Source organism: Devosia sp. (assembly GCF_048261455.1).
In the GTDB taxonomy this organism is placed as follows: Bacteria; Pseudomonadota; Alphaproteobacteria; order Rhizobiales; family Devosiaceae; genus Devosia_A.
Map to the genome: position 1 here is coordinate 150,055 of NZ_JBLXGA010000007.1, position 22,812 is coordinate 172,866.

The window sequence follows — 22,812 nt, forward strand, 5'->3', positions numbered from 1 at the left end:
GGCAGCGCGACAGGCCGGATCGACAACTAAAACTGTCCGTGCCGACCGGGAGGACGTTTCGACATGGCCAGCGAGCGCAAGAATAAGCGACGTCGTCGCCGCCGTGGCGGTTTTATCGACATAGTCAATGCGCTGCTGACCCTCGTCGTCATCGGTCTCTTGGCGCTGGTCGGCATCTTCCTTTACGGCGCAAACCAGTTCTACGCTCCCGATGTGGTCAAGACCGACACGGCTTTCACCGTGGAAAAGGGATCCAGCGTGATGACCACGGCCCGCCGGCTCGAAGAGCAGGGGCTGATCCCGCAGGACCGTATGCTCTCCAGCGAATGGATCTTCTGGGCCGGCACCCGCGCCCTCAAGAAGGACAGCCAGCTGAAGGCCGGCGTCTACATGCTCGAGTCTGGCTATTCGATGGCCGACATCCTCAAGCACATCACCGAAGGCAAGCCGATCGACTTCTTCATCAACGTCATTCCGGGGGAAACTTCCTGGAGCGTGGTGCAGAAGCTCAATGCCGAAAATCCGAACCTCTCCGGCGACCCCGTTGAGGTGCCGGACGAAGGTTCGCTGCTTGCCGTGCGTTACGACTATGCGCCGGGCGACACCCGCCAGTCGCTGCTCGACGACATGGAGGCGCGCATGGACGCCGCCGTTGCCGAGATCTGGGAGGGGCGTGACAAGTCGATCGACGATGTCATCTCCTCGCCCGAGGAGATGGTCATTCTGGCCTCGATCGTCGAAAAAGAGACCGGCCTCGCCGCCGAACGTCCGGAAGTCGCCGCGGTGTTCATTAACCGCTTGCGCACCCCGATGCGGCTGCAGACCGACCCGACGGTGCTCTATGGCGTGACCATGGGCGAAGGCGTTATCAGCCGCAGCCCGACTTCGGCCGAGCTGCGCGCGTCGACGCCCTACAACACCTATCAGATCGACGGCCTGCCGCCGGGGCCCATCGCCAATCCGGGTGTCGAAGCCCTCGAGGCCGTGGCGCATCCGGCGACCACCAAGGCGCTTTATTTCGTCGCCAAGAGTGCGAACCCGGCCGACGGCCACGTCTTCGCCGAGACCTATGCGCAGCACCGGCGCAATGTCGCCGAATATCGCAAGGCCGCGGCCGAGGCCGAAGCCGAGGCGGCGCGCGAGGCCCTGGAAGCCGAGCAGGCCGAGGAAGCTGGCCAAGAGGTCGCGCCGCCGGCGCAGAACTGATGGCGGCACTCTCAAGCATGACAGGCTACGGCCGCGCGGCCGGCAGCCTGCCGGGCGTCAGCTTCGCCGTCGAAATTCGCTCGGTGAATGGCCGCGGGCTCGACCTCCGGCTGCGCCTCGCCAATGGCTTTGACGCCCTCGAATCCGATATCCGCAAGGCGATCGGCAAGGCCATCACCCGCGGCTCACTCACCATCAGCCTGTCGGTTGATCGCGAAGGCGCCGAGGGCCGCGTCGTTGTCAACCATCAGGCGCTCGAGGCAGTGATAGCCGGGCTCGAATGGCTGGCGCCGCGCGTCGATGCCACCAAGCCCTCGCTGGACGGCATCATGGGCCTGCGTGGCGTGCTCGAACTCCACGACACCCCCATGTCCCCGGACGAGGAACAGGCGCTCAAATCCGCCATTCTCGCTGCCGTGGACGAGGCTGTTCAGGCCCTTGCGGCCGCCCGGCGCGAGGAGGGCGCCCGCATTCATGCGATCCTCGCCGACCGTATCGACGAGATCGCCCGCCTGACGGCCGCAGCCGAAACCCATCCGGGCCGCAGCCGCGAAGCCATTCTGGCGCGTTTGCGCCAGCAGCTGTCTGATCTGGCCGAGGCGAGCCCGACATTGCCGGAGGAGCGACTGGCCCAGGAAGCCGCGCTTCTGGCCACCAAGGCCGACATACGCGAAGAACTGGACCGTCTCGTCGCCCATGTGGCGGCGGCCAGGCAATTGCTCGCCAACGGCGGCCCCGTCGGGCGCAAGCTCGATTTCCTGTCACAGGAATTTAACCGCGAGGCGAATACCCTGTGCTCGAAGTCCAACGACGTGGCGCTCACCGCCATCGGCCTGGACCTCAAGGCGGTAATCGATCAGTTGCGCGAACAGGTACAAAACGTCGAGTAGCTCACAATGGACTTTCCGCGTCGCGGTGTAATGCTGGTGCTGGCCTCCCCCTCGGGAGCCGGCAAATCCTCGATTTCACGCGCCCTGTTTGCCGATGATCCCAACATCGCTCTGTCGGTCTCGGCCACCACGCGCCCGCGCCGCACCGACGAAGTGGATGGCACGCACTACCACTTCATCGATGTGCCGACCTTCAAGCGCATGGAGGTCGATGGCGAACTGCTGGAAAGCGCGGAAGTGCACGGCAATTTTTACGGCACGCCGCGCGCCCGCGTCGAAGAGCGCCTCGCCAAGGGCCGCGATATCCTGTTCGACATCGACTACCAGGGCACGCTGCAGCTTTACGAAAAGTGCCGCGACGACATGGTGACCATCTTCATCCTGCCGCCCTCCATCGAGGAACTGCGCAAGCGCCTCGAGCGCCGCGCCCAGGACAGTCAGGGCACCATCGCCAAGCGCCTCGCCAACGCCCGCCGCGAGATGGAGCACTACGACGAATACGACTACGTCATCGTCAATGAGGACCTCGAAGTCTCGACGCAACGCGTGCGTTCGATCCTCGCGGCGGCCCGTCTGGAGCGTAAGCGCTTCATCGAACTCGATGGCTTCGTCAACGACCTGCAGAGCCAGATCGACGCGAAATAGCACTCGGGCGCGAATGCCCTTTATTTCAAATGAGTTGGAATCCTGCTTCAGTTAAGGGTAAATACCCTTGGCTGTGGATAAACCGGATTGCGTGTGATTGGTGGGCCATGGTTTCTCGGCCCGCCGGAAACCGCAATTTAGGTGAAACGGGAGGTCCAGATGGCCTTCGAAATCAAGGCATGCAGCATCGAAGAGGTGCAGCAGCACCCAAAGTTTGCCGATCGCACCGAGGCCAAGGTCAAGGTGACGCTCCGCGAAACTGACGATCATCGCGACTTCGATCATCACCTGACCCTGCGGGTCTGGGCCTTCACCACGCCCGAAATGACCGAGGCCGACATCAATCATGCTCTGCTGGCCCGCACGGCTACCATTCTGCGCCGCACCATGAGCAATGCCGACCGCCGCCCCGCGCCCACAGCCACGCCACAGCCCCAGGCCGCTCTCGGCTGAACTAGCGGACGCGCTGGCCCACCAGCATCACAAATTTGGCGATCAAACCGCCGGCAAAGCCGAACAGCATCAGCCCGCCGATGAACGGGCCGATCCAGTTGCCATTGTCGGGTCGTGCTAGGTCCCAGGTCAGCCAGCCGAAGAAGATCACGGCGCCGGCCACCACAATAGCCAGCGTGCGCCAGCGCTGGACGAAAAGCGGCACGGCAACGGCAACCACGAACGCCAGAAACGAGAAGAAGATGGCGAACAGTCCCGCCATCAGTCCCGGGCTCCATTGCGCTGCCGCTGACGCTCTGCTGCCAGTTGAAGGAACCGGTCCACCCCCAATTCCTCGGCGCGCTCATTGCCTTCCAGCCCTGCCGCGGCCAGCAGTGCCGGCAGGTCGAGACCCAGCGACTTGAGGCTTTGCCGCACCATTTTTCGGCGCTGCCCAAAAGCGGCCCGAGTCACCGCCTCCACGTCGCGTGCGGCGACGCCGTTGGCATCGGCACGCGGCACCAGATGCACCACGCTCGATGTTACCTTGGGCGGCGGCGTGAACGCCTCTCGGCCCACATTGAAGGCAATCCGCGCTTCCGTGCGCCAGCCGCAGAGAACGCCGAGGCGGCCATAGGCGTCGTCGCCGGGCCGCGCCACGATCCGCTGCGCCACCTCGCGCTGGAACATCAGGGTCAGGCTCTCGAAAAAACTCGGCCACGGCTCCAGCGACAGCCAGCGTGTCAGCAGCTCCGTGCCCACATTATAGGGCAGGTTGGCTACAATCCGCACCCGGCCCTCGGCCAGCGCTGCAAACTCGATCTCCAGTGCATCGCCCTCGATCACCTCCAGCCGGCCCGGATAGGCCGCGGAAATCTCCGCCAGTGCCGGAAGCGTCCGCGCATCGCGCTCGATGGCGATCACCTTCCTGGCGCCCTCGGCCAGCAGTGCCCGCGTCAGTCCGCCGGGGCCTGGGCCGACTTCGATCACCGTGACATCGTCGAGCGATCCAGCGGTGCGGGCAACACGCGATGTCAGGTTCAGGTCGAGCAGAAAGTTCTGCCCCAGTTCCTTTCGGGCGCGCAGACCATGGGCCGCGATCACATCGCGCAGGGGAGGGAGGGTATCGATTGCCATCTGCTAGCGCATAGCGGATTTATCGACTGGCGCAAATGCCACGTGTCTCATGCCGGTGGCCGCGTCATGCGGTCAGCCAGGCGGATCGCCGCCAGCATCGAGGTTGGCGAGGCCTTGCCCGTGGCGGCGAGGTCGAAGGCCGTACCGTGGTCGGGGGATGTGCGCACGATCGGTAGACCGAGCGTCACGTTCACCGCCTCGTCGAACGCCACGGTCTTGATGGGGATCAGGGCCTGGTCGTGATACATCGCCACCACCGCGTCGTAGCGGCGCCAGTGCGGCAGGTGAAACAATGTGTCTGCAGGCACCGGGCCGCTGACATCCAGACCCTCTTCCTGCAACTGCGCAACCGCCGGGCCGACGATCTCGAGATCTTCCATGCCGATGGCCCCAGCTTCGCTGGCATGTGGGTTCAACCCGCAAAAGGCGATACGCGGGCTGTCGATGCCGAAGCGGTGCCTCAGGCTGCTCACCACCGTCCGCCCGACGCTGAGCAGCAGATCAATGCTCAGTGTATTGGGCACGGCGCTGATCGGGATGTGGATGGTCGCAGGCACGACGCGCAGCGTTTCGTTGGTCAGCATCATGACCGGAGTAATGGCCGGCCCGTTGCCTGCACACAGCGCCGCAAGGAACTCGGTGTGGCCCGGATGCGCAAAGCCGGCGGAATAGAGCGCCGCCTTGTGGATCGGGGCCGTCACGATCGCCCGCGTCTCTCCCGCCAGTGTGTCGCGAACGCCACGGGCAATCGCCTCGATCACCACCTTGCCGGACGCGGTATTGGGTTGACCCGGCCGGTCGACCACCATGCCGTCGATATCGGCCACGGGCAGGGAGCTTTCAAACGCCAGCCCAGCCGTTTGCGGCGTCTGTTGGGTGATCTGCAGGCTCAGCCCGAGACGCTGCGCGCGGCTGCGCAGAAAATCGGCATTGCCATAGACCAGGAAAGGGGGAAGCTGTTCTGCGTGGCGCCGGGCGAACAGTTGCAGGATCAGGTCAGGGCCGATCCCGGCAGGTTCGCCCATGCTGAGCGCGAGCGGCGCATCATTGAAGTCTGTCATAAATGCCCCCGCGGGCGAACTTCCCGGTGGTCAAACGCCGGCGAGGGATCGCCGGCGAACCTGGGGAATATGCTGCCGGACCGCCAGTTGCGACCCGGCGGGCGCAGTCAGTTGTAGTTGATGCGGGCCTTCTGGCGCAGCTCGGCGAGATATTTCTCGGCTTCTTTCTTCATCGCTTCGCCGCCGCGTTCATTGCGCAGCTTGTTCTTCAGGAAGGTGGTGTCGCGCGCTTCGTTCTTCTCGCAGATGGCAAGCATCGAAACGCCGTTTTCTGCAACGCGGGGCTTGGTGATGCCGCCGACGTTCAAACGGGCCAGCTCATTCGCCAGTGCATCGGGCAACTGGGTCGCATGCCGGCGGCCAAGGTCGCGCACTGCCGCATCGGTGTAGGACAGCGACAGCTGAACCGCGCTGTCACAGCCCTTGAAGCTCTGGCGATACCGGTTGGCCTGCGCCGTGCGCGACGAGGCCGAACCTGCCGGGCCAGTGACGAACAGCACTTCCTTGAGGATGTAATCGAAACTCGAACCGCTATCGAGTTTGGCTTCCGCTGCCTTCTCGAGCTCTAGATCGGACACCTGAACCCGCGGCTGCACTGCAATGGCAGCCACTTTCTGCCACGCCAGAGCGGCTTCCAGGCGCGCGCGCATGGTCGAATCCGGAATGCCGCGGCTGCGCAGCAACTGGGTCAGCTTGGACGGCGTCAACTTAACGTTGCGGGCGACCTGCGCCATCGCGTCATTGATCTGCGCTTCGGTGATGGAGACGCCAAGCCGGGCGGCTTCCTGCAACTGCAACTGCTCTTCGATCAGCGACTCGGTGGCCTTCTTGGTGTTGCCACCGCCCTCGAGCTGCAGAAGCTTGACGCGCGCTGCGATGTCCGTATCGGAAATCGGCACGCCATTCACCGTGACCCGTGTGGCGCCGAGCGCCGGCGCGGCCAGCAGGGCCACGCCCATCAGAATTGCTGCAAAGAGCCGGAATTTCATCGTCACACCACCGGTAAGTCTGATTTGCCCTGTCGGCGCATGGCCAACTCAAGCACTGTCTGTTGCACGAATGCGGCCAAAATCGGTGTTACAAACCGAAATCCATACCTGGTCCCTTGAGCCTGAACATAACGCCGAACGACAGGGCGTCGGGGCTGGTATGGGTCAGGCCGGTCAGTTTGGCAAAGGCACCCGCAAGGAAGTAGTCGTCGTCATAGGCCACCTCGCCGGTCGCCTCAAGAAACTGATTGGTCGAAATGTCCCAGGCCAGACCGCCATTGGCCGTCCAGTAGTCGAAGGGTAGGGGCGTACCGGCCCGCACGGCGATCTCGTGCTGGTCTTCGATCACCCCAATGGCACTGTCGGCGGCCAGATAGACATAGTCGCCGCCGATCCAGTAGTCGCCGAGGCGATATTCCGCGCCCAGCCCGGCCCGGGCGATGCTCGGGCCATCGGGCATGATCTGCACCTTGGTCCCCAGCGTTAGCCCGGAAACAGGCGCGCCGCGGGCCGCTAGAACGATATAGGAGGCGTCGTCACCCAGCCCCGTGCTGACGCCGGTGTTCACCTCGTCAGCAATGCCCATGCCGTTGACACCTGCCAGGTGGAACGACTGTCCGCCACTGACTTCCAGCCATTGTCCGCCGGCAAAATTGGCAAGATAGCGCGCGCCGACATTGGCCCTCAGCCCGGTCTCCTGACGGTCGATGCCGGTGAAGCGGTTGTAGGCGAACATGTTCGTGTCATCGAGCACGAAGCTGTGCGCGTCGTCATTGGTGATGCCGACAAGTGTCGTGTCGCTGCCGCGATAGACGAGTTGCGCCACTGGCTCGAGAAGATGGGTGTCGAAGCCACTCGTTGTGATCATCGGGAATCGCATGTCGATCGCGGCAATCGGCGTGGCCGAGTATAGTACCTGTTCGGCCGGCGCAGCGGCGTCCGCGCTGGCGCCATCGTAATAGGCGACGTCGCCGCGCACCCCGAGAAACGGCGTCGCCACGAGCCCGCCGGGCAGTATGGCCTGTTTTTCCCAAGAACCTTCGACGACGCCATGGACCTTGGTCCCTTCTAAGCCGAACACGTAGTCCACGCCGTTGTAGGTGCCGGTCGAATCGTCTCCGCGGATCACGCCCAGCAGCCGCGTCGACAGCCGCACCTGGCCATATTCATCCAGATTGCCATAGGTCTCGGTGCGCAGGTTCGGCACAGCCAGCGCCTGCTTGTTCTGGTCGGCATCCGTCACATTGCCCAGAAGCAGGAACTGCTGCAGCCGGAAATCGGCGAAAAAGTCGTCACTGACGTGGGTTGCGTAGACTTCGTTTACCGTCCGTCCGGCGCTGTCGATGCCATAGTCATCCAGGAACGCGGCATCGCTGAAGCTTGTGTAGCGGCCACCCAGGCTCCAGCTGTCCGCAACCTTGACCTCGCCTGAGCCGCGAAAGGTCCAGCGCCAGTCGCGGTCCCCGACGGTGCCGGCAAATGCCGACGGATCGAGCTGGTAGATGCCGGCAGCCTCAAGGTCGAACTTGCCGTAATCGAAGCGCTGCTCCCACGTCGCCCCCATCAGGAAGCCCTGGCGGCTCATCAGCGACGGCGACAGCAAAATGTCGGTATTGTCGCCAATGGAGATGAAGTAGGGGGCCGTGATCCGCGCGCCGAGTTCCTCGGAATAGTCGACACTTGGCAGCAGGAACCCATTGTTGCGCGGCTTGCTCGGATCAGGCAGCGAGATCCAGGGGAGCCACGCTACCGGAATGCCGAGGATCTCAAGCACCGGCTGTTCCAGTGTCACCATGTCGGTCGTGTCATCGCGGATGATCTTCGCAGCCCGCACCCCCCAGCCGATCCTGTTGCCCTTTCCGTCGGTGCACAGACCGCACGGTGCATAGGTTGCATCGTTCAGAATTGTCTGCAATTCGCGGACGAAGCTGGCGTCGCGGGCGGTGATCAGCGCGCCGTCACTGGTGGTTAGCCGCAGCGACTGGACGAAGCCGCTCTTCAGCCCGCCACTCATCTCAAACCGGTCTGCGACATAGTGATTGCCGTCAGGATCGGTGATGGCGCCGTTGCCCACGCACGTCAACTCGCCGGTGCCCTGCGCATAGCGCAGCGAATCGCAGGCAACGAGATATCCTTCATAGCGCATCCGCACCGTGCCTTCGGCGCTGATCACATCAGAGCGGGAGTCATAGCTGATGTAGTCGGCCTCGATGGCAGCCGGCGCGCCAACTTCGGGCACATTGGAGAAAAACCCCACGGGGACGAACTGCGCCTGCGCAGGCATTGCCGACAGCAGCGCCAGCGCCAGCCCGGCAGCGAGGCCAAAACGGCCCTGTCCTGTCCTGCCTGTGCCGCTACGCCCCATCACCTACGCCCGTCCTCCCTGAACAGCAGCACAGTCGCACCGCTGACAATGGCCACAAATGCTGGTGCAACCACGGCCACGAATGGCGGCAGCGCGCCAGCGGTACCAGCTCGTGCCGCCATCTCCGAAACGACATACACCACGAAGCCTAAGACGATACCACTCAGTACCGCACCGCCATACTTATGCGTTCTTCGATAACCGGCGGTGAACGCGAAGGCAATCACGACTGACCCCACCAGTGTCAGCGGCAGGCCGAGCAACTGCACGAAGCGGGTCAGGCTGGCGTTGCGCAGCGTCGGATTGTTGAGCTTGAGTGCCACCGTCCGCGCCAGCTCGAACACCGTCATGTCTTTGACTGAGGCCAGCTCGGTGCGCATGTCGCCGAATGTAGTGCTGGTCGGGACGCGAAACGCAGTAAGTGCAGCGGGCGCAGCGTTGGAGCGATAGCGCGTCGCGCTATCCATCACCCAGAAGCCGGTTTCCAGCCGTGCAGTCTCCGCCTCGATCCGGTCGCGCGGGTCGTCGAGCACAAAGATCGTCACACCATTGAGCGTCGCACCTCCGGGCAGCGCGGACTCTGCTTGCAGGATGTAGTCGAGCCCGGCTCGCCGCTCCTCCAGCCACAGTGCCCGCGTCGACCGGCCCTCGGAGGAGGGGAACAGTGAGCGGTTCAGCTCCACCGTCGCCGTATCGACGACGGCGGCAACGACGATGCCGGCCAGCAGGACGACCAGAACGGGCAGCCGCATCAGCCGCCAGACGGACCGGCCCGACGCCTTGATGACCGTCATTTCGCTGCTCGTCTGCAGGTTCAGCAGCCCGATGATGACACCGACCAGTACGGTAAGCGGCAGCGTGTCGAGCACCCAGCGGGCGGAAGCCGCGACAATGCCGAGCAAGGCCATTGGTGGCCCGCCCACCGCATTCAGAGCGTCATAGCGCCCGGTGTTCAGCGCCTCGACCAGCGCGACCAGCCCGAATAGCACCACGACCGCGACGACCACGCTGCCACTCAACCGGCGGACGATCAGCCAGTCTATCCGGGTCATGCCGCCTGCCTCGCGCGATGCCGCGGGATGAACGCGCCAAGTCTCACGGTCAGAACAATCGCGCTCACCGTAAAGAGGATGAGGGGAGGGATTGTCGGCGCATACCATGCCGACCCACCAAGCGCGGCGGCACTCCGCGCCCCGATCGCCGCGCCAAGCACGGCGATCTCGATGGGCACCAGACCTCTACGACGCCGCCCGGACGGAAACAGGGTAACTGCCGCAACGAATAGTCCCAGCGCTAGAACGTAAAGCGGCTCGGAAGTGCGATCCCCAAGCCGGCGCATTTCTGTAGAACTCAGGTTGTCCCCGCTCAGCACCCGCCCGATCAGGGCCGGGGTCGTTGCGTCCTTGCGCACATTGCCTTCATCCACCGCGCCGGTCAGGCGTTCCAGAGCGATATCGTATTGGCGGAATGCCAATTCGGAAAAGCTGCCGTCCGCGTTACGATACTGGATCGTTCCGTCACGCAGCCGCAGGACATAGCCCAGCGCGTCGCGGCTCAGCACTGCGGTATTGGCGATATATGTGCGCCGCGTTTCCGGATCGCGGCGGTCGTCGGCGAAGAACGATGTGATCTCGCCATCCCGTCGCCGCCCGCCGACGGACACGGTCACATCGCTGGCCAGAGAGGCAAAACGGTTCGGCACCAACCTGCGACCAACCAGCTCCGCTGCAGCCTCGGCCTTGATGACCCCGACTTGCTGGGTCGTATAGGGTTCGACGAGATGTGCCAGCGCACCCACCAGCAGCATGCCGCCAAGTAAATAGACCAGAACGCAGCTTGTCAGCTGATGCAGCATGCGGCTGCCGTGAATGATGTGGAGTTCGCGGCTGGCATGCAGAGCCGTGAGGGTTCTGCCGACCCCGATGGCGATGCAAACGCCAAGCAACACATTTGCCACTGGCGGCATGGCCAGCAGCACCTGCCAAAGCAGTTGCCACAGACCCTGTCCGCGCACCGACGTGGCGTCGATCACTCGCAGGCACTGACCCAAAAAGAGCAAGCTGATCGCCACGCCGAATATGGCTGCCGTATCCGAAGCGAACAGTCGCAGAAGATAGCTGTGAAGACGTGCCATTCCGGTCCGGAAACGCTCGGACGCACCCGCGCCCGGATCTGTAATGAGCCGGAAGAATGCGTGGCTGCCCAGCCCTTTGCAAGCGTGACTTCAACCTCTGTCCACTTGTTGGCTGAGGTGTTGCGGGATTGACGCGACCGGCAAAGCGGCTATCTCTCATTGGCTGTCCCGCCTTTGCGGCCCTGTGGTCGCTACCTTCGTCCCGAACTGCTCGTTCAAGGTCACCCGCCATGCCACAGACGCTCACCATCAAGACCGCTCCGCTCCCGCCCGCATCCACAGGCACGCTGGTCATCTATGTCGGAGAAGGGCAGGCGCCGGCCGGCGGTGCCGAGGCGATCTGGAACGGCACCGGCCTCGACTGGGCGCGCCACATGGCCGCGACCGGGTTCAGCGGCAAGCAGGGACAGGCGCTCGATATCGTGGCGCCTGAGGGCATCGAGGCAGATCGACTCCTGATCCTCGGCGCCGGCAAGCTGCCCGCCGACGGCGGCTTGGCCACGGCCTGGGCCGATCGCGGCGGCTCGCTGGCCAACAAGCTCGCGGGCATCAAGGCGGAGAACGCCGCCGTGCTGCTCGATGGCGACACCGCCACCCCCGAGCGCATCGCCGAACTCGCTGCCGGGCTGAAACTGCGCCACTATCGCTTCGATCGCTACAAAACACCGAAAAAGGACGAGGCCGACAAGCCCGACAGTCTCACGGTCACACTGCACGTCGCCGAGCCCGCCGCGACCGATGAAGCCATTGCCGACCGCATGGCAGTTGCCGACGGCACCATCCTCGCCCGTGAACTGGTGCACGAGCCGCCCAATGTTTTGGGGACGCTCGAGTTTGCCGATCGCGCCGCGGCTCTGTCCGAGCTGGGCGTCGAGATTGAACAGCTCGACGAGCCCGCTATGCGCGCCCTGGGCATGGGGTCGCTGCTTGCCGTGGCGCAGGGGTCGGCGCGCCCGCCACGCCTCGTTGTCATGCGCTGGAACGGCGGCAAGGCCGATGCTGCTCCCATCGCCTTCGTCGGCAAGGGCGTCGTCTTCGATTCGGGTGGCATCTCGCTCAAGCCGGGCGCCGGCATGGAAGACATGAAGGGCGACATGGGGGGGGCTGCCGCCGTCACCGGCCTCATGCACGCGCTGGCGGCCCGCAAGGCGCCGGTCAATGCCGTGGGCATCATCGGACTCGTCGAAAACATGCCGTCGAGCACTGCGATGCGCCCGGGCGATATCCTCACCGCCATGAACGGTACCACCATCGAGGTCGTGAACACCGATGCAGAGGGCAGGCTGGTTCTGGCCGACGCCCTGTGGTTCGCTCAGGAGCGCTTCAAGCCAAGTGCCCTGATCAATCTGGCGACCCTCACCGGCGCCATCATCGTCGCGCTCGGCAATGACCACGCTGGCCTCTATTCCAACAACGACGGGCTTGCTGCCAATCTCACGGCGGCCGGCCTGGCCACCGGCGAAAAGCTGTGGCGCATGCCCATGGGCCCCGCCTATGCCAAGCTCATCGAGAGTCGCTTCGCTGACATCAAGAACTCTGGCGGCCGGCAGGCGGGCTCGATCACCGCAGCGCAGTTCCTCGCGCGCTTCGTCGGCGATGTGCCGTGGGCCCATCTCGATATTGCCGGCGTCGGGCTCAACTCGCCGCATTCGGAAACCAGCGGAAGCTGGGCCTCCGGCTTCGGGGTAGCGCTGCTCGACCGGCTCGTGCGCGATCATTACGAGGCGTGATCGGCGATTGCAGCAGACGAGGGCGCGGCACTAGGCTATTTGCGCCCTTCACCTCTCCAGCAGGCCCGACGCTGCGATGACCGAGATCCTGTTCTATCACCTCGAAACCCAGCCGCTCGAGCATGTCCTGCCGGTGCTGCTGGAAAAAAGCCTCGAGCGTGGCTGGAAGGCAGTGGTCGAAACCGGCAGCCCCGAGCGCGCGGAAGTCATCGACCAACTGCTGTGGACCTATCGCGACGACAGCTTTCTGCCCCACGCGCGCTCGGGTGGCGATGCCGACGCTTTGCAGCCCATCCTCGTCACCGATCGTCCGCACAATCCCAACCAGGCAGAGGTGCGCTTCTTCGTCGATCGGGCCGTGCCGCAGTCGGGCGACGGCTACGAGCGCATCGTCTTCATGTTCTCGGGTCACGATCCTGATGCGGTCACCGAGGCAAGGACCGCCTGGAAGGCTTTGCGCGAGGGTAATACGCTCACCTACTGGCAGCAGGACGAGTCCGGTCGCTGGCAAAAGCGGGGCTAACGTTGACGGTCCCCGACTATACAAACGCCAGCCGTCACACGCCGCTCGAAGACGTCTTCGCCATCCTCCTCGGCACGGCCATGCTGTCCTTCGGCGTCATGCTGTTTTCCGCCGCCAAGGTGATCACCGGCTCCATCGCCGGCATCGCGCTGCTGCTGTCCTACGCCACCGATTTCGGGTTCGGGACACTGTTTTTCACCATCAACCTCCCGTTCTATCTGCTGGCAGCGCTCCGCATGGGCTGGCCCTTCACCATCAAGACGGTGGTCGCGGTTGCGCTGGTGTCGCTGTTCTCGGCGCTCTTCCCGAACTGGATCACCATCGGCCCCATCGCGCCGCTGTTTGCAGCGCTAACCGGCGGCGCCATGATCGGGCTGGGCATGCTCACCCTGTTTCGCCACAAGGCCAGCGTTGGCGGTGTCAATATCCTCGCGCTGTTCCTGCAGGAACGGTTCGGGTTGCGGGCCGGCTGGTTTCAGCTGGGCGTCGATGCGGTCATTCTGCTAAGCGCTTTCCTCGTCGTCTCGCCCGAGCGCGTCGTCTATTCACTGCTCGGTGCGCTGGTGATCAATGCCATCATCGGCATGAACCACAAGCCGGGACGCTACGTCGGCTTCAGCTGAGGTCAGCCCGGCGCCCATCCGGGTTCGGCCTGCTCGAAATGTGCAAACTGAAAGCCCGGCGCCACGGTGCAGCCGACCAGCGTCCAGTCGCCGGTACATTGCGCCTGCTGCCAGGCATGTGCGGGTATGACGAACTGTGGCCGCTCACCGGCACCCAGATCATTGCCGAGTCGGTGCTCAGCGACCTGCCGGCCATCCTCCGACAGCCGCAGCACCATCGGCGCCCCGGCGTAATAGTGCCAGACTTCGGCAGCGTCGACGCGATGCCAGGCACCGGCCGCGCCGTCACACAGCATATAGTAGATCAGCGTCGAATGGGCGCGTCCGTCCGGGCCGGCCGCATCCTCGAAAGTCTGGCGATAGTAGCCGCCTTCCGGGTGCGGCTGCAGGCCCAGAAGCGCGATCACCTCTTCGGCCGACATGCCGGTCACGTCTCCAGTGCCTTTTCGGCCGTCTCGAGTTCCTCGCTGAGGGCCAGCCAGCTCTCCTCGACCTCGGCGATTTCGCTCTCGAACCGGGCCTTGTCCTTGCCCAGCTTGATCACCCGCTCCGGCGCCCCGTCATAGGTTTTGGGGTCCGCGAGCACGCCCTCGACGCGCTCCAGCTCGGTCTTCAACCGCCCAAGCTTTGTTTCCGCTGCCTTGATCGATTTGCGCAGCGGCGCCACTTCGGCCCGCTTCGCTGCCGCATCCTGCCGCGCTGCCTTGCGGTCCTCGACCACCGGCGCGGCGGATTTCTTGCTGCCCTTGGCAGCATCCTTGCCCGTCAGCATGCGCTGATAGGTATCGAGGTCCTCGTCGAATTCCTCGATCGTGCCGTTCTGAGCGATCCACAGCTTGTCTACGGTGGCATCGATCAGATGCCGGTCATGGCTGATGATCAGCACGGCGCCACCATACTCGTTCAGGGCCGCGACCAGTGCGTCGCGGCTGTCGATGTCGAGATGGTTGGTCGGCTCGTCGAGGATCAGCATTCCAGGACCACTGAAGGTGATCAGGCCCAGCATCAGCCGCGCGCGCTCTCCACCCGACAGGTTCTTCACCTTGGTGTCCATGCGCGTCGTCGTCAGGCCCATCTGCGCCACCCGGCTGCGCCGCTTGGCTTCGCTGTCATAGGGCATGAGATCGACGACATGCTCGAACGGGCTCTGCTCAGGCTTGAGCTTGTCGAGCTGGTGCTGAGCAAAATAGGCGATTTCCAGCCCCTTGCCTTTCTGCATCTGCCCGCCCATCACCTTCAGGTCGCCCGCCAGCAGCTTGGCGAAGGTCGACTTGCCGTTGCCGTTCACGCCGACCAGCGCAATGCGGTCGTCCGGGTCGATCCGATGCGTGATGTTGCGCAGGATGACCTTCTCGTCATAGCCGACCGACACGTTCTCGAACGTGATCATTGGCGAAGCCGGAGTCTTCTTCGGGTTTGGGAAGCTGAAGGGCAGGGCGGTCTCGTCGAACATCGCCGCCGGTGGCTTCAGCTTTTCAATCATCTTGACGCGCGCCTGCGCCTGCTTGGCCTTGCTGGCCTTGGCCTTGAACCGGTCGACGAACTTCTGCAGATGCGCGACCTGGTCCAGCGTCTTCTCGCGGCTCTTGTTGTTGAGCTCCATCTGCATCCGGCGCGTCGCTTCGAACGTGTCGTAATTGCCCTTGTAGAAGGTGAGCTTGCGATGCTCGAGATGGATGATCGAGCTTACGGCCTTGTTCAGCAGATCGCGATCATGGCTGATCATCAGCACGGTATAGGGATAGCTCGCGAGATACTTCTCGAGCCACAGCGTGCCTTCCAGATCGAGATAGTTCGTCGGCTCGTCGAGCAGCAGCAGATCAGGCTGCGAAAACAGGACGCCCGCAAGTGACACACGCATGCGCCAGCCGCCCGACAGTTCTGAGGTTGGCGACAGCTGCCGGTCCTTTTCGAACCCCAGGCCCTTCAGGATCGCCGAAGCCCGCGCTTCTGCCGTGTGCGCGTCGATCTCGGCCAGCCGCGTATGCACTTCGCCAATCCGCAGCGGGTCGGTCACCGTCTCCGCCTCGGCCAGCAGGTCGGCACGCTCCTTGTCGGCTGCCAAGACGACATCCAGCACGCTGGTCTCGCTCGCCACCGCCTCCTGGGCTACGCCGCCTATGCGCGCCTTGCGATTGACCTCGATCGTGCCGCCCTCATAGGCCAGCTGACCTTGGATCATCTGGAACAGCGTCGTCTTGCCGGTGCCGTTCTTGCCGACAAAGCCGGTCTTCGAACCGTCGGGCAACACGATCGAGGCGTTCTCGAACAGGGGGCGGCCCTGAATGCGGTAGGTGAGGTCGGAAATGGTCAACATGGCAGCGCCGATGCATCCGTAGCTGGACGGAACGCGTTATAAGAGAGACAGAAATTTTGGTTCGTCGCCGAGCCAATACGCAATCGTAACGGAGAAGTCCAATGCGCCACCTTCGCGCTGCCCTCATCGCCCTGCCTCTGACTTTCGGCGTTGCCGTCGCGCAGGAAGCTGCGCTGCGCGACATGTCCGCCTGTCGCCTTAACGACGCGATGGTGACGCTGGAGTTCACCTTCGACGCTGGAGCGTGCGACGAAATCGGCACCGCGCTCGTGCCGGCCAATGCCAGCGAGACGGCCGTGTTCCAGATTCCCGTCGTCACCTCGAACGATATCTGCACCCAGCAGATCGTCCCGATCGACTTCGCTCAGGCGATCGCGGTGCCGTCGGGCGTGACGGCGCTGGATGTGCAACTGTTCGACGAGATGGATGCCGAGACATTGCGCGCGTCCGGTACCGTCGACATCGCGCCCGAAAGCGTTGACTGCATGCCGCCCGCCGTCACCCCCACAGGCGGCTGAGAAGCTTCGAAGTACGGGCCTTGCCACTATCGCAAACCTGAACCCGAGCTTGTCTGTGCCTAGCAGGGCGTAGCCAACCGCATGGTGGAAGGTGTCTGCATAGGGGTTGGGGATCGCTCTTGCGGCGTTTGGCCCGTCTTGCGCCCGTCACAGGGCTTGGCTACAAGGCCGCACCCCTTTCACGCCTCCAATTAAGGACCAGGAAATCATGGCCATCGAGCGTACCTTTTCCATTATCAAGCCCGACGCCGTCCGGCGTAACCTCATCGGCAAGATCCTCACCAAATTCGAGGATGCCGGTCTCCGCCCCGTCGCCATGAAGAAAATCCACATGACCCGGCAGCAGGCTGAAGCCTTCTACGCGGTTCACAAGGAACGCCCCTTCTTCGGCGAGCTTGTCGATCAGATGATTGCCTCGCCTGTAGTGGTTCAGGTGCTGGAAGGCGAAAACGCCATTCTCAAGAACCGCGAAGTCATGGGCGCAACCAATCCTGAGAACGCTGAACCCGGCACGATCCGCAAGGAGTTCGCACTTTCCATGGGCGAAAACTCGGTGCACGGCTCCGACGCTCCGGAAACGGCTGCGGAAGAAATAAAGTTCTTCTTCACTGACGACGAGATCGTCGGGTAAGACTAAAGGCCGGCGGAGACGCCGGCCTTTTTTATTGGAGGAGGAAAGGGAGGACTATGCCGTATTGCCGACTGGAAATTACCGACGGTGCGACGACTGAGCAAAAACTCGAGTTGTACAAGGGGATCACCGACCTTCTGGTCAAGGTGCTCAATAAGAACCCGGAGTACACCTTCGTCGTGATCGAGGAAGTCGAAAGCGAAAACTGGGGTCACAAGGGCACGTCAGTTGCCCTGATCCGCGAAGCCGAAGCCGCCGAGCGCGCCAAGAAAGCTGGCTAGGCGTATCGGTGCAGCGCCGCAAAAACGGCGCCACCAGACGAACACCATGAGGGTGGCGCGCCGATCTGCCTGCCACCCTTTCTCATTTGATAAGGCTCAGCGCCCGTCGTCGGGAATGTTCAGCAGATTGCCGCAGGCCTTGCAGTGCACTGCGTCGGGGTCGTGTCGCTGCAAACCGCAATGCGGGCAGGGGAAGAACACCTTGTCCGGACGGAACAGCGATTGCGCCAACCGCACAAAAAGCGAGATGCCGACGATCATCACGATGATCGAGGTCAGCTTGCCAGCCGTGCCGGGCAGGGTGATGTCGCCGAAGCCGGTGGTGGTCACCGAGGCAACGGTGAAATAAAGCGCATCGACATAGCCCGCGATGCCGGAATCTTCGCGCCTGAAGAAGGTGAAGATGAAACCGCTGACCAGGAACAGGAAGGTGACGAGATTGACCACCGCCTGTCCCGTTTCCTGAAAGCGCCGCCGCGAGCCCTTGAGCGGCCGCCACAGCGCGCCGGTGCGTGACAGCGTCCAAAGGCGCAGGATCCGCAGAAAACCGAAATTGGCCAGAAAGTCCGGCAGTGCCAGGGTGACGAGGATGACTACGTCCACAAGCGTTGTCGGCTGTCTGAGCCAACGCAAGGAGTCGGTCGCCGCCAGCGCTCTTGCGATCATGTCGGCAGCCAGCAAGAGCGCCACGGCCAGATCCAGCCACACAAAACTCGGACCGCCTCGCAACACGGGCGTCGCGATGAAGAATGCGATGATCGCCAGATCCACTACCAGAACCGCGATCTGGAATCGGAGGGACCGGCTGGAGTGCCCGTGGTAGAGAAGTCGCAGTGTGGACCGGACCTTGGCGAGCCCGGTGAGGTTCGAACTGTTCAAATCAGCCTCCGCTGCCGCCACCTTGACCAGCAGCGCTTGGGTGTCAACGCACACGCCACAAACTGTCGGCCAGAGCGGCATGCGCGAAGCAGGTGTTGCGCGAATGCACACCCCAGCAAGAGAAGGGTTCTAGCGGCCAAAAAGTTGATGGAACCTTTTTCGGATTTGCCTAACGTACTGATTGAGGCCGCTTCGGGGGCATGTCTGATTTGTTGTCGCGCCAGCTTCAGCGCTCAATTGAAGGTAGCTTTGACTATGCCGTTTCGGATTTCGGAAGTGATCGCCACGCTGGCTCTGGTCTTCATTCTGACTGTCGCCAAACATGTTCCCGGTCTTGATGGATTGCCGCTTTCGCAGGCGGTCGGCATCGTCTGTTTCTCCTTCGCCATCTATCTGAGCCTGCGCATCTATCAGGACGAACTGGCGCGTATTCGGGCCGAGTAAGTCACGGCCGCAGCCCGCTGTTGCGCCGTCATCGCGCGTGCTAGTTTGCGGCCATGAACGCGATCACCACCCCCCGCATTGCCCGTACGGCCTGTCCGCACGATTGCCCGTCCACCTGCGCGCTGGATGTCGAGATCATCGACAACCACACCATTGGCAGGGTGCGGGGCGCCAAGGATGATCCTTATACGGCCGGCGTGATCTGCGAAAAGGTGGCCCGCTATGCCGAGCGGATTCACCACCCGAACCGCGTGCTCCATCCCCTTCGCCGCACAGGCAAAAAGGGAGATGGCACCTTTGAGCGGATCAGCTGGGACGAAGCGATGGACGAGATCGTCCGCCGCTTTCTCGAAATCGAGGCCGAACACGGTCCGGAAGCCATCTGGCCCTATTTCTACGCTGGCACGATGGGCCATGTGCACCGAGACGGCATCGAGCGCCTGCGCGTTTCGCGTGGCTATTCTGCTCAATACGACACCATCTGTACTGGCACCGCCTGGCCGGGTTTTCTGGCTGGCACCGGCAAGATGACCGGTCCGAATCCGGCCGAGATGGCGGAGGCTGACTGCGTCGTGATCTGGGGCACCAATGCGGTCGCCACCCAGGTCAATGTGATGACCCACGCGGTGCGGGCCCGCAAGGAACGCGGCGCGAAGCTCGTGGTCATCGATATCTACGACAACGCAACGATGAAGCAGGCCGACATGGCTCTGCTGGTGCGGCCCGGGACCGACGGGGCCCTGGCGGTGGCGGTCATGCATGTGCTGCTGCGCGACGGGCTGGCTGATCGCGCCTATATGGCGCGCTACACCGACTTCTCGCCCGAGTTCGAGGCGCACCTGGCAACGCGCACCCCCGAATGGGCTGCCGCGATCACCGGTCTCACCGTGGCGCAGATCGAGGCTTTTGCCCAGCTGGTGGGCACCACGCCGCGCAGCTATTTCCGCCTCGGCTATGGCTTTACCCGCCAGCGCAATGGCGCCACGGCGATGCATGCGGCGCTGTGCATCCCGGCAATGACGGGCGCCTGGCAGCACCACGCCGGCGGGGCGTTCCATTCCAATTCGGCCATCTGGGCCTTCGACAAATCGCTGATCACCGGCGCCGACCTCGGGCAGGCCGGCCGCAGCCTCGACATGTCGCAGGTCGGTCGCGTGCTCACCGGCGACGCCGAGGCGCTGCGCCACGGCGGTCCGGTAAAAGCGCTGTTCATCCAGAACACCAATCCGGTCAATGTGGCGCCGGAGCAGGGGCTGACGCGGGAGGGCTTTGCCCGCGAAGACCTGTTTACCGTGGTGCACGAGCAGTTCATGACCGATACGGCCAAGCTCGCCGATATCGTTTTGCCCGCGACCATGTTCCTCGAGCATTCCGACTATTACCGCCGCGGCGGTCACACCCGCACCTTGCTTGGGCCAAAACTGCTGGATGCACCGGGCGAATGCCGATCCAACTTCGACGTGGTCAGCGAATTGCTCCGCCGACTCGGCGTCGACCACGCTTCGCTGGCGCTCGACGATGCCGGCATGGTCGCCGAAACGCTGCGGCGCTCCGGCTATGGGGAGATCGCCGAAATCGAAGACAACGGTGGCTTTGTCGATCGCGCGCCGCCGGACGAAAGCGCCCGCTTCGTGAATGGCTTCGGCTGGCCGGATGGCCGCTTCCGTTTCGCGCCGAACTGGTCTGGCGTCGCCGCCGCCAACAGCAACTATCAGTGGGTTTGCGACCCCTCGGAGATGCCCCGGTTCGCCGACCACTGGGACGTGACCGAGCGCGTCAGCGCCAAAACCCCCTTCCGGCTTGCCACCAGCCCGTCGCGCAGTTTCCTCAACTCAAGCTTTGCCGAGACCCCGGGCAGCCGCAAGCGGCAGCCGGCGCCGAACCTGCTGATCCACCCCGAGGACGCGGCCGAGCTTGGCATCTCGGCCGGCACGCAGGTCGAAATCGGCAATCACCGTGGCAGCGTGCAACTGCTTGCGGAGCTTTTCGACGGCATGCAGCGCGGCGTGCTGATTGCCGAAGGTCTGCATCCGAATGCCGATCATGCGGGTGCCCGCGGCATTAACACCTTGGTCGGTGCCGATCAGGTGCGTCCCTTTGGTGGTGCCCCCTTCCATGACACCACCGTTTGGCTGCGCTGCGCCTGACGCCATTGACAGAACGGTCCGCCGGCCTCACATATCGCCTCGGTAGCTGGTACCCGCCGCTCGCCGGGGAGACCCCGATGGTGAAGCCCAGCCACGGATTGATCCGTGACGCAAGACTCGCTCCTTTTCCAAAAGGCGGGTTCATGGCAAGGCGAGCCCCATGAGATGTCCGCCTCTTAGGAAAGAGGACCGATATGTCTTTTTCACTCGATACGCCGAGCACCACAACGCTCAAATCCGAAGCCCGTGCGCTGCGCGCGGCCCGCGCCGCAACCGCGTCCCCGATCACCCATGGGGCCGCGCTCGAAGAGGTGGCGAGGAACCACGGCTACCGCGACTGGAACACAGCCTCGGCCGCGTTGCCCGATCGGGCAGCAAGTCCGTTGCAGGTGGCTCAGCGGGTGAAGGGCACCTATCTCGGCCGGCCGTTTGCCGGCCTGGTGCTGGGCGTCCACATGCTGGCCGACATGAGCCATTTCGAGGTGACCGTGAAGCTCGACCGCCCGGTCGACGTGTCCCGCTCGGAACTGCTCGGGCCCATCCTGCGCCATCGGCTGCGCGCCACCGTCGATCTGCGCGGCATCTCTGCTGCCCAGACCAGCGACGGCCAGCCGCATATGCGCATCAGCCGCGTCTGAATCTCTGCAGGCGGTGAACCTAGTTCGCAGCCTGCAGACCCCGCACTCCCTGCTAGCCTTGTTATTCATCGCCAAGTGCCGATATAAACTCTCAGGCCGTTCAGGCTTTGGATTTTTCATTTCAGCAGCAGAGTCGCCATGACCACGCAAAATCAGCCCATTGAGCTTTATTACACACCCACACCGAACGGGCGTAAGATCACCATCGCGCTCGAAGAACTGGACGTGCCCTACAAGATTCACCCGATCGATATCGGGGCTGGCGATCAGTTCACGCCGGAGTTTCTGGCGGTTTCGCCGAACAACAAGATTCCCGCAATCGTCGATCCCGAAGGGCCGGACGGCAATCCCATTTCGATCTTCGAATCCGGTGCGATCCTCAAGTATCTCGCCGAAAAGTTCGGCAAATTCTACGGCACCAGCTGGGCAGAGCGCGTCAAGATCGACGAATGGCTGTTCTGGCAGGTCGGCGGCTTCGGCCCGATGCTCGGCCAGTCGAACCACTTCTCCCGCTACGCCAAGGAGAAGATCCCCTACGCCATCGAGCGCTACAAGAACGAAGGCCATCGCCTGTTCCGCGTCCTCGATACCCAGCTGCAAAAGATGCAGGATGCCGGCAAGGACTATGTCGCCGGCGACGTCTCGATTGCCGACTTTGCGATCTTCGACTGGGCACAGAACTATCTGAATTATGGCGTCGAAGCGGGCGAATTCCCGACCTTCGAAGCCTGGCTGAAGCGCTTTGGCGAGCGTCCCGCGGTCGTTCGCGCCCTGGCGGTCAAGTTCGAGAAGACCCCGGTGGACGCTGACAAGGCTCACGCCACCATGTTCAACCAGCGCTAGGCGCTAGTCCGAACTGACCAGGAGGGGGGCGGAAATGCGCGTCCAGTCCTCCTCCTGGCACAAGACCTTGAACATGCAGCCCTTGAGCCGGACGCGGTCGGCGCTGATGATTTCGATGGCACCCGAATAGGTATTGCCATCTTCCGGATTGTAGATCGTGCCTTCGAATGTGGACGGGCTTCCTGTTGGCCCCAGCGTCAGTATCTGCAGGCCCTGGATCGGCCGGTTGCGCAGGGCAGGGTCGGAGTTATTGACGTCGACATAATCCTCGACAGCGAGCGACCCGACAGCGTCCCCATATTCCTCCGGCACCACGATCTTGCTGATATAGCCGCAATAGCCGGCGGGGCAGGGGGCGATGGTCATTTCCGTAGCCGAC

General features: G+C 63.4%; 25 protein-coding genes. 14 read left to right on the top strand and 11 right to left on the bottom strand.

Going from position 1 to position 22,812, the window contains the following annotated elements:
- Nucleotides 1-63: 63 nt before the first annotated feature.
- From mltG to ACN0TK_RS09920, 4 genes are all read left to right on the top strand, one after another.
- On the top strand, nt 64-1,206 hold the full coding sequence (gene mltG, locus ACN0TK_RS09905) for an endolytic transglycosylase MltG (protein ID WP_417309318.1): 1,143 nt from the start codon (nt 64-66) through the stop codon (nt 1,204-1,206).
- Nucleotides 1,206-2,096 (top strand): YicC/YloC family endoribonuclease, encoded by an 891-nt coding sequence (locus tag ACN0TK_RS09910; protein WP_417309319.1) that lies wholly within the window; start codon nt 1,206-1,208, stop codon nt 2,094-2,096. Before mltG ends, ACN0TK_RS09910 begins: the two co-directional genes overlap by 1 nt.
- 6 nt (nt 2,097-2,102) lie before the next feature.
- Nucleotides 2,103-2,741, top strand: coding sequence for a guanylate kinase (gmk, locus tag ACN0TK_RS09915; protein ID WP_417309320.1), 639 nt, complete (start codon nt 2,103-2,105; stop codon nt 2,739-2,741).
- A gap of 159 nt (nt 2,742-2,900) precedes the next feature.
- Nucleotides 2,901-3,194, top strand: coding sequence for a hypothetical protein (locus tag ACN0TK_RS09920; RefSeq protein ID WP_417309321.1), 294 nt, complete (start codon nt 2,901-2,903; stop codon nt 3,192-3,194).
- Between the two features lies 1 nt (nt 3,195).
- Here ACN0TK_RS09920 and ACN0TK_RS09925 read toward each other — a convergent pair whose 3' ends face one another.
- The 7 genes from ACN0TK_RS09925 to ACN0TK_RS09955 all read right to left on the bottom strand — a co-directional run bounded on the left by ACN0TK_RS09925 (nt 3,196) and on the right by ACN0TK_RS09955 (nt 10,859).
- Nucleotides 3,196-3,456, bottom strand: coding sequence for a hypothetical protein (locus ACN0TK_RS09925; RefSeq protein WP_417309322.1), 261 nt, complete (start codon nt 3,454-3,456; stop codon nt 3,196-3,198).
- A complete protein-coding gene (rsmA, locus tag ACN0TK_RS09930; RefSeq protein WP_417309323.1) occupies nt 3,456-4,310 on the bottom strand; it encodes a 16S rRNA (adenine(1518)-N(6)/adenine(1519)-N(6))-dimethyltransferase RsmA in 855 nt (284 codons plus the stop codon). Before rsmA ends, ACN0TK_RS09925 begins: the two co-directional genes overlap by 1 nt.
- 47 nt (nt 4,311-4,357) lie before the next feature.
- Nucleotides 4,358-5,371, bottom strand: a complete 1,014-nt coding sequence (gene pdxA / locus ACN0TK_RS09935) for a 4-hydroxythreonine-4-phosphate dehydrogenase PdxA (protein ID WP_417309324.1) — start codon at nt 5,369-5,371, stop codon at nt 4,358-4,360.
- Nucleotides 5,372-5,478: 107 nt separating this feature from the next.
- Nucleotides 5,479-6,360 carry a peptidylprolyl isomerase gene (locus ACN0TK_RS09940; protein WP_417309325.1) on the bottom strand — a complete coding sequence of 294 codons (882 nt, stop codon included), beginning with the start codon at nt 6,358-6,360 and terminating at the stop codon, nt 5,479-5,481.
- 88 nt (nt 6,361-6,448) lie between these two features.
- Complete coding sequence (locus ACN0TK_RS09945) at nt 6,449-8,725, bottom strand: LPS-assembly protein LptD (protein ID WP_417309347.1); 2,277 nt, start codon at nt 8,723-8,725, stop codon at nt 6,449-6,451.
- Nucleotides 8,725-9,777 carry an LptF/LptG family permease gene (locus ACN0TK_RS09950; protein WP_417309326.1) on the bottom strand — a complete coding sequence of 351 codons (1,053 nt, stop codon included), beginning with the start codon at nt 9,775-9,777 and terminating at the stop codon, nt 8,725-8,727. Before ACN0TK_RS09950 ends, ACN0TK_RS09945 begins: the two co-directional genes overlap by 1 nt.
- Nucleotides 9,774-10,859, bottom strand: a complete 1,086-nt coding sequence (locus ACN0TK_RS09955) for an LptF/LptG family permease (RefSeq protein WP_417309327.1) — start codon at nt 10,857-10,859, stop codon at nt 9,774-9,776. The genes ACN0TK_RS09950 and ACN0TK_RS09955 overlap by 4 nt, the downstream gene beginning before the upstream one ends.
- A gap of 230 nt (nt 10,860-11,089) precedes the next feature.
- On the opposite strand from ACN0TK_RS09955, the gene ACN0TK_RS09960 reads away from it, so the two are divergent.
- From ACN0TK_RS09960 to ACN0TK_RS09970, 3 genes are all read left to right on the top strand, one after another.
- Nucleotides 11,090-12,589: a leucyl aminopeptidase gene (locus tag ACN0TK_RS09960; protein WP_417309328.1), complete on the top strand. Its 1,500-nt coding sequence runs from the start codon at nt 11,090-11,092 to the stop codon at nt 12,587-12,589.
- Nucleotides 12,590-12,665: 76 nt separating this feature from the next.
- On the top strand, nt 12,666-13,112 hold the full coding sequence (locus ACN0TK_RS09965; RefSeq protein WP_417309329.1) for a DNA polymerase III subunit chi: 447 nt from the start codon (nt 12,666-12,668) through the stop codon (nt 13,110-13,112).
- A 2-nt stretch (nt 13,113-13,114) separates the two neighbouring features.
- Nucleotides 13,115-13,735, top strand: coding sequence for a YitT family protein (locus tag ACN0TK_RS09970; protein WP_417309330.1), 621 nt, complete (start codon nt 13,115-13,117; stop codon nt 13,733-13,735).
- Between the two features lie 2 nt (nt 13,736-13,737).
- Here ACN0TK_RS09970 and ACN0TK_RS09975 read toward each other — a convergent pair whose 3' ends face one another.
- Both ACN0TK_RS09975 and ACN0TK_RS09980 read right to left on the bottom strand, forming a co-directional pair.
- Nucleotides 13,738-14,157 (bottom strand): cupin domain-containing protein, encoded by a 420-nt coding sequence (locus ACN0TK_RS09975; protein ID WP_417309331.1) that lies wholly within the window; start codon nt 14,155-14,157, stop codon nt 13,738-13,740.
- Between the two features lie 5 nt (nt 14,158-14,162).
- Nucleotides 14,163-16,052, bottom strand: a complete 1,890-nt coding sequence (locus tag ACN0TK_RS09980) for an ATP-binding cassette domain-containing protein (RefSeq protein WP_417309332.1) — start codon at nt 16,050-16,052, stop codon at nt 14,163-14,165.
- Nucleotides 16,053-16,153: 101 nt separating this feature from the next.
- Between ACN0TK_RS09980 and ACN0TK_RS09985 the strand changes: the two genes are divergently transcribed.
- From ACN0TK_RS09985 to ACN0TK_RS09995, 3 genes are all read left to right on the top strand, one after another.
- On the top strand, nt 16,154-16,570 hold the full coding sequence (locus tag ACN0TK_RS09985; protein WP_417309333.1) for a hypothetical protein: 417 nt from the start codon (nt 16,154-16,156) through the stop codon (nt 16,568-16,570).
- 208 nt (nt 16,571-16,778) lie between these two features.
- A complete protein-coding gene (gene ndk / locus ACN0TK_RS09990; protein WP_417309334.1) occupies nt 16,779-17,201 on the top strand; it encodes a nucleoside-diphosphate kinase in 423 nt (140 codons plus the stop codon).
- A 56-nt stretch (nt 17,202-17,257) separates the two neighbouring features.
- On the top strand, nt 17,258-17,482 hold the full coding sequence (locus tag ACN0TK_RS09995) for a tautomerase family protein (RefSeq protein WP_417309335.1): 225 nt from the start codon (nt 17,258-17,260) through the stop codon (nt 17,480-17,482).
- Between the two features lie 96 nt (nt 17,483-17,578).
- Here the strand turns inward: ACN0TK_RS09995 and ACN0TK_RS10000 are convergent, their stop codons facing one another.
- Entirely contained in the window at nt 17,579-18,382 is an 804-nt protein-coding gene (locus tag ACN0TK_RS10000) for a potassium channel family protein (protein WP_417309348.1), read from the bottom strand.
- A gap of 255 nt (nt 18,383-18,637) precedes the next feature.
- On the opposite strand from ACN0TK_RS10000, the gene ACN0TK_RS10005 reads away from it, so the two are divergent.
- The 4 genes from ACN0TK_RS10005 to ACN0TK_RS10020 all read left to right on the top strand — a co-directional run bounded on the left by ACN0TK_RS10005 (nt 18,638) and on the right by ACN0TK_RS10020 (nt 22,433).
- Nucleotides 18,638-18,805, top strand: a complete 168-nt coding sequence (locus ACN0TK_RS10005; protein ID WP_417309336.1) for a hypothetical protein — start codon at nt 18,638-18,640, stop codon at nt 18,803-18,805.
- 53 nt (nt 18,806-18,858) lie between these two features.
- On the top strand, nt 18,859-20,952 hold the full coding sequence (locus tag ACN0TK_RS10010; protein WP_417309337.1) for a molybdopterin-dependent oxidoreductase: 2,094 nt from the start codon (nt 18,859-18,861) through the stop codon (nt 20,950-20,952).
- 194 nt (nt 20,953-21,146) lie between these two features.
- Complete coding sequence (locus tag ACN0TK_RS10015; protein ID WP_417309338.1) at nt 21,147-21,590, top strand: glyoxalase superfamily protein; 444 nt, start codon at nt 21,147-21,149, stop codon at nt 21,588-21,590.
- Between the two features lie 138 nt (nt 21,591-21,728).
- Entirely contained in the window at nt 21,729-22,433 is a 705-nt protein-coding gene (locus ACN0TK_RS10020) for a glutathione S-transferase family protein (RefSeq protein WP_417309339.1), read from the top strand.
- A gap of 3 nt (nt 22,434-22,436) precedes the next feature.
- Here ACN0TK_RS10020 and ACN0TK_RS10025 read toward each other — a convergent pair.
- A partial coding sequence (locus tag ACN0TK_RS10025) for a DUF2147 domain-containing protein (protein WP_417309340.1) occupies nt 22,437-22,812 on the bottom strand: 376 nt, incomplete at its 5' end.